The 5337-nt window shown below is 57.7% G+C and carries 3 protein-coding genes, 1 tRNA gene and 1 pseudogene; 3 read left to right on the forward strand and 2 right to left on the reverse strand.

Translation table 11 applies throughout. From position 1 onward, the window contains the following. Positions 1 to 22: 22 nt before the first annotated feature. Positions 23 to 2578 carry an aminopeptidase N gene (gene pepN / locus ACNPN0_RS05930; RefSeq protein WP_105659201.1) on the reverse strand — a complete coding sequence of 852 codons (2556 nt, stop codon included), beginning with the start codon at positions 2576 to 2578 and terminating at the stop codon, positions 23 to 25. Between the two features lie 289 nt (positions 2579 to 2867). Here pepN and ACNPN0_RS05935 point away from each other — a divergent pair, with 289 nt between their 5' ends. The 3 genes from ACNPN0_RS05935 to ACNPN0_RS05945 all read left to right on the forward strand — a co-directional run bounded on the left by ACNPN0_RS05935 (position 2868) and on the right by ACNPN0_RS05945 (position 4572). Continuing rightward, positions 2868 to 3341 carry a ribose-5-phosphate isomerase gene (locus ACNPN0_RS05935; protein ID WP_105659202.1) on the forward strand — a complete coding sequence of 158 codons (474 nt, stop codon included), beginning with the start codon at positions 2868 to 2870 and terminating at the stop codon, positions 3339 to 3341. 2 nt (positions 3342 to 3343) lie between these two features. Continuing rightward, a complete protein-coding gene (locus ACNPN0_RS05940) occupies positions 3344 to 4312 on the forward strand; it encodes an Fpg/Nei family DNA glycosylase (RefSeq protein WP_105659203.1) in 969 nt (322 codons plus the stop codon). Positions 4313 to 4498: 186 nt separating this feature from the next. After that, positions 4499 to 4572: transfer RNA gene (locus ACNPN0_RS05945), tRNA-Gly, on the forward strand. 393 nt (positions 4573 to 4965) lie between these two features. Here the strand turns inward: ACNPN0_RS05945 and ACNPN0_RS05950 are convergent. Beyond that, a pseudogene (locus tag ACNPN0_RS05950) lies at positions 4966 to 5337 on the reverse strand (IS256-like element ISAar5 family transposase); the annotation flags it as partial.

Consider the following 5337-nt stretch of genomic DNA (forward strand, 5'->3'; position numbering starts at 1 on the left):
CGCCGCCACCATCCGAGCGACCCTAGATTTCTAGTGCCTCGGCGTCCGCCCGACGCGCAGCGAGAGCCCGGACCACGTCGGCACGCGATTCCACCAGCAGACGGCGCATCGCCGCGTGCTTGGATCCCAGGGATTCCAGGAATGCATCCGTCTGGTCCAAAGTTTCCTGCGAGACGTTGGAGCTGGGGTAGAAGCCGATCACAATTTGCTTGGCCATCTCATGCGAGTAGGATTCCCACGCGTTGACCAGCAGCCCGAAGTAGTCCTCGGCGTATCCGGAGATCAACGCGTTCTGGTGCACGTTGTTGAAACCGGAAATGACGGCGCTTTGCTGATCGTTGGACAAGGTAGCAGCGGTTGCCGCCCCGAATGCCTCTGCCTTTGCTTCTGCAGTTGGGCGGGAAGCTCGCGCGGTGTACCACGAGGCCTTGCCCTTGGCCGTGTCGTCGCTGGCCAGAACTGCGTCGAGATCAGCATCGCTCAGGTAGCCGCCGGCACTCAGCGCGATTGCGAAGGACCAGCGCAAATCGGTGTCAACGGCCAGGCCTGGCAAGCTTGCCGAGCCGTCGAACAAGTTCCTGACGCGATCCAACTGGGCGGCGGCGCGCGAGCGGTGCGCGAAGGCCTTGACGAACTGCAGCTGCGCGTCGGAGCCTGCTTCAGCATTGGAAGCCAGCTGCCACAGCTGGTCGGCAGCCTGCACCGAAAGTTCTTCGCTGCGTTCTGCAGCAACAAAAAGATCCAGCGAGGTGTTCAGCTGGCGCAACAGCACCATGATCACCGTGGAATCCACCTCGTGGCCAATATTGTTCAGCAGCAACTGGACGTAGGTGCTTGCAGGGGCTTCGGCATCACGTACAGAGTCCCACGCGGCTGACCAAACAAGAGTGCGCGGCAGCGACTCCTGGAAGTCCTTCAGATGCTCGGTGGCAGTCGCCAAGGAAACTTCATCCAGGCGGATCTTCGCGTAGGTCAGGTCATCGTCATTGAGCAGAACCAAATCCGGGCGCTTCATGCCGGCCAGCGCGGGAACGAAGGTGAGCTCGCCATCGATATCAAGTTCTTCGCGGTGCACGCGCTGCAGCGTTCCGGCCTCATCGAGCGAGTAGAAGCCAACAGCAAGTCGGTGCTGGCGCAAAGTCGGGAACTGGGCAACGGCGGACTGGCGAATGGCAAAGGACGTAATAGCACCGTCATTGCCGGTTTCAATTTCGGCTTTGAGGGTGTTCACACCAGCGGTTTCCAGCCAGGATGCGCCCCAGCCGCTGAGATCGCGGCCGCTGGCGGCTTCCAGTTCCTTGAGCAGGTCTGGCAGCTCGGTGTTCTTCCAGGCATGCTTGGCGAAGTACTCGCGTACGCCAGCCATGAATTCTTCCTGGCCTACGAAAGCTACCAGCTGGCGCAGAACGCTGGCCCCCTTGGCATAGGTGATTCCATCGAAGTTGACCTCTACGTCTTCAAGGTCATTGATCTCCGCGACAATGGGGTGGGTGGAAGGCAACTGGTCCTGGCGGTAGGCCCAGTTCTTCTCCAACGTATTGAAGGTGGTCCAAGCGCTGGTGAACTCGGTGTTCTGCGCGGCCGCCAGAGTGGACATGAATTCTGCGAAGGACTCATTGAGCCACAGATCGTTCCACCACTTCATGGTGACCAGGTCACCGAACCACATGTGTGCCAGCTCATGCAGGATGGTGATCGCGCGGCGCTCAATCATGGCACCGGTTGGACGGGAACGGAAGATGTATTCCTCGAGGAAGGTCACCGCTCCAGCGTTTTCCATGGCGCCTGCGTTGAATTCGGGAACGAACAACTGATCGTACTTCTCGAATGGGTATGGGGTGCCGAAGTTCTTCTCGTAGAATTCGAAACCCTGACGGGTCACGGTGACGATGTTCTCGACGTCCAGGTACTGCATCATGGATGCGCGGGCGAAGACACCCAGCTCGATGGTGCGGCCGCTGGAGGAAACCAGCGAATCGCGGGCGACCTGGTAGGGGCCTGCGATCAGGGCAGTGATGTAGCACGAGATCCGCTGGGTTGGGGCAAAGGCCCAAGTTGCTGAATTCCCGTTTTCCTCTGGCGCAGGAGTCGGGGCGTTGGAAACAACGTTCCAGTATTTTGGCGCGGTGACCGAGAACTGGAAGGTGGCCTTCAAATCAGGCTGCTCGAAGACGGCGAACATGCGCCGGCAGTCCGCGACCTCGAACTGGGTGTACAAGTAGACTTCCTGGTCCACTGGGTCTACGAATCGATGCAGGCCTTCGCCGGTGTTCATGTACAGCGCGTCCGCGTCGATCACGAGTAGGTTTTCTGCGGCGAGGTTCGGCAACTGGATACGGATGCCATCTGAATGCTGCGCTGGGTCCAGCTCGACGCCATTGAGATTGATGGAGCGTACCGAGTCGGTGACTGCATCAATGAATGTCGAAGCGCCGGCGGTGGCGGAGAACCGCACCGTAGTCTTGGAAGTGAAGACGCGCTCACCGCGAGTAAGATCCAGGCTTACCTCATAGCTGTCAACGTTGAGCAGATTTGCGCGTTCGCTGGCCTCGGCGCGAGTGAGGTTCATTCCTGGCATGGGTTCTCCAATTCTTGGCGATGGCTATCCACCGGTGGAAGTTGTGAAATGAATATTGAATATCTGTCTATTGTGTCACCTTTGACCGGGCATTGCGCAAGTCATCGGGCCGAACAATTTACTCAATTTTCCAATAGCGTCCCGAAATTGCACGCTTTGGGACGCCTCGGAGACTTATTCGGTTCATACTCCGTGATGCGCAGCTGAGAAGTAGCCGGAGCGCGTGCCGCGGTCGCTATCCTAGATAGGAAAGTAAAAGAACCCTCCCTAGTAAATGAGGCAATCGACTATGCGCGTGCATATCGCTACTGACCATGCAGGACTTGAGCTCAGCGACTACCTGGTAAAGCACCTGACCGCCAAGGGCTACGAAATGGTCAACCACGGCCCGAAGTCCTATGACCCGGAGGATGATTACCCGGCATTCTGCATCAACGCGGCACAAGCTGTTGTTGATGACCAGCGCGCGGGCGTGGACGCACTGGGTATCGTCTTGGGCGGCTCCGGCAACGGCGAACAAATTGCTGCCAACAAGGTCGAAGGGATTCGCGCCGCACTGGCGTGGAACATGGATACCGCGAAATTGGCCCGTGAGCACAACAACGCCAACGTCATAGCCGTTGGCGGGCGCCAGCACTCAGTAGAAGAAGCTGCGGAACTTATCGAGGCCTTCCTCGCTGAACCATTTAGCGAAGCGGAGCGCCACGTACGCCGCATCGGCAAGATCGCCACGTATGAAACGACCGGCGAGGTCATCGACTAGTCGTGCCTGAAGGTCATTCCCTTCACCGACTTGCCCGCCAGTTCGACGATGTCTTTGGCGGGCAAACGGTCCTGGTTACTTCTCCGCAGGGCCGTTTCAGCTCCGATGCCGCGCGCATCGACGGCCATCAGCTGGAACAGGCCTTTGCCAAGGGCAAGCAGCTCTTCTGCCGCTTTTCCAACGATCTCTATCTGCGAGTGCATCTGGGGCTCTATGGCGCGTTCAATTTCGGGGGAGACAGCTACTTTACGGGTGCTTCCTCGATTGGCGCCCCTCGGAAGATTGGTGAAATCGAAGCCAGTGCCAGTACGGATGCTGAGAAGTACACCGGCCCGCCCGCACCGGTAGGAGCAGTTAGAGCGCGGATCGTTTCCGAACACGGCTGGGCTGATTTGCGCGGGCCAACTGCATGCGAGGTTCTGGAATACGAACAGGTCCAGATTCATCTGGATAAGCTCGGCCCGGATCCATTGATTGGGTCCGCAGTGCGTTTCAGGGCAGCCAAAGGCCAGGCTGATTTAGCGGACGCAGATATTCGGCTTGAAGCGGGCTTCAAGGAATTCCGGGCGAACCTGATGAAGACCAAGACAGCCATTGGCATCGTGCTCATGAACCAGGCGCTCATTTCTGGTGTCGGCAATATCTACCGAGCGGAAGCCCTATTCCGGAATCGAATCGCTCCGGAATTGCCGGCGAATGAACTTAGTGCTCAAAAGGCCAAATCACTTTGGTGGGACATCGTATCGGTAATGGAAGACGGCGTTCGCGATGGCAAGATCATCACTACCTTGCCCGAAGACCGCGACCCACAGGGCGTGGTTTGGCCCGATAACGCGTACTACGTTTATCAGCGGCAGGGAATGGGGTGCCGGAAATGTTCGGCGCAGATTTCCCTGGCCGAAATCGCGGCTCGCAAGCTGTACTGGTGCCCTCGTTGCCAGAAGCTTCCGCGCAAACATGTGAAGGCATAAGCTGCAGATTCGTCGATGCGACGAGCGGAGTTCTTTTCGTTCAGGCTCGTCGGCGTGTTTTGCTAACCATCACCGTACGGCAGTGATAAGGGAGAGGTGCCAAGTGAGACATGGAATCCCCGATTTGCAAAGCAAGAGTTTTATGGTCTAGACTGAATCTTGTTCGAAGCGCAGAAGCTTCGAAATGGGGATGTAGCTTAGTGGTAAAGCCTTAGTCTTCCAAACTAATGATGCGGGTTCGATTCCCGTCATCCCCTCCAAATGAAAAGGTCTCGCCGTGCGGGGCCTTTTCGCGTATCTGGACGAAGGCCGCTCTTTTCCTGGCCTCCTCTGCGTAGTGCAGCCATTTCGGGTCACTGCAGAAATGAGGCTCCGATAATGTTTGCGGCTTCCATTTTTTTCTGCTCCTGGACGTCAAATCGCATTCTTATGCATCGGCGGGGAGCGTTTTTCCCAGGCCCCTTCACTTCGTCAGCGGCGGAGAAGAGTCGTCGCCGAACGTCGCTAATTGATTCGATGAGCCTCGCGTTCCGGGGTGCAGCTTCGGGAATTGGCGATTTCCCGCTTTCAAATATGCCAAACTCGGGGCTATAGGCAATAAAGTGTGTCTGACCCGGGCGTGTTCCCGGGCCAGACAACCTTAAAACCCGGCTCTAGTAGATATTCCTCATCCACCCACTGCGAATGAATTGCCCATCCTCAGTGCTGGCGCCAGTGCCATAAAGCTCCGGGCCGATTGGTGCTTCATCAACTATGTGCTGCGCCTTCTTCTTCGCTTCGGGAGTGTAATGCTCCGGGCGCAACAGTGTCCGCAAGGCCGGGCGGTTCCCTTCATCCGCATGCGTCCAGCAGAACCACTCGCACGCCCGCCGGCGATGCTCAATGGGCATCCCTCGGTGATAGAAAATCATGGCCCGGATGCCGGAGTTCACCGCACCTTCAATCATGTTCGTCGTCGCGTTGATCCCCAAGCCGTTCAGATCTGTATCCAGGTAGGTGAACAGGTGCCCGCGTCGCAGGGCGTT

It is taken from the genome of Glutamicibacter sp. AGC84 (genome assembly GCF_053543575.1).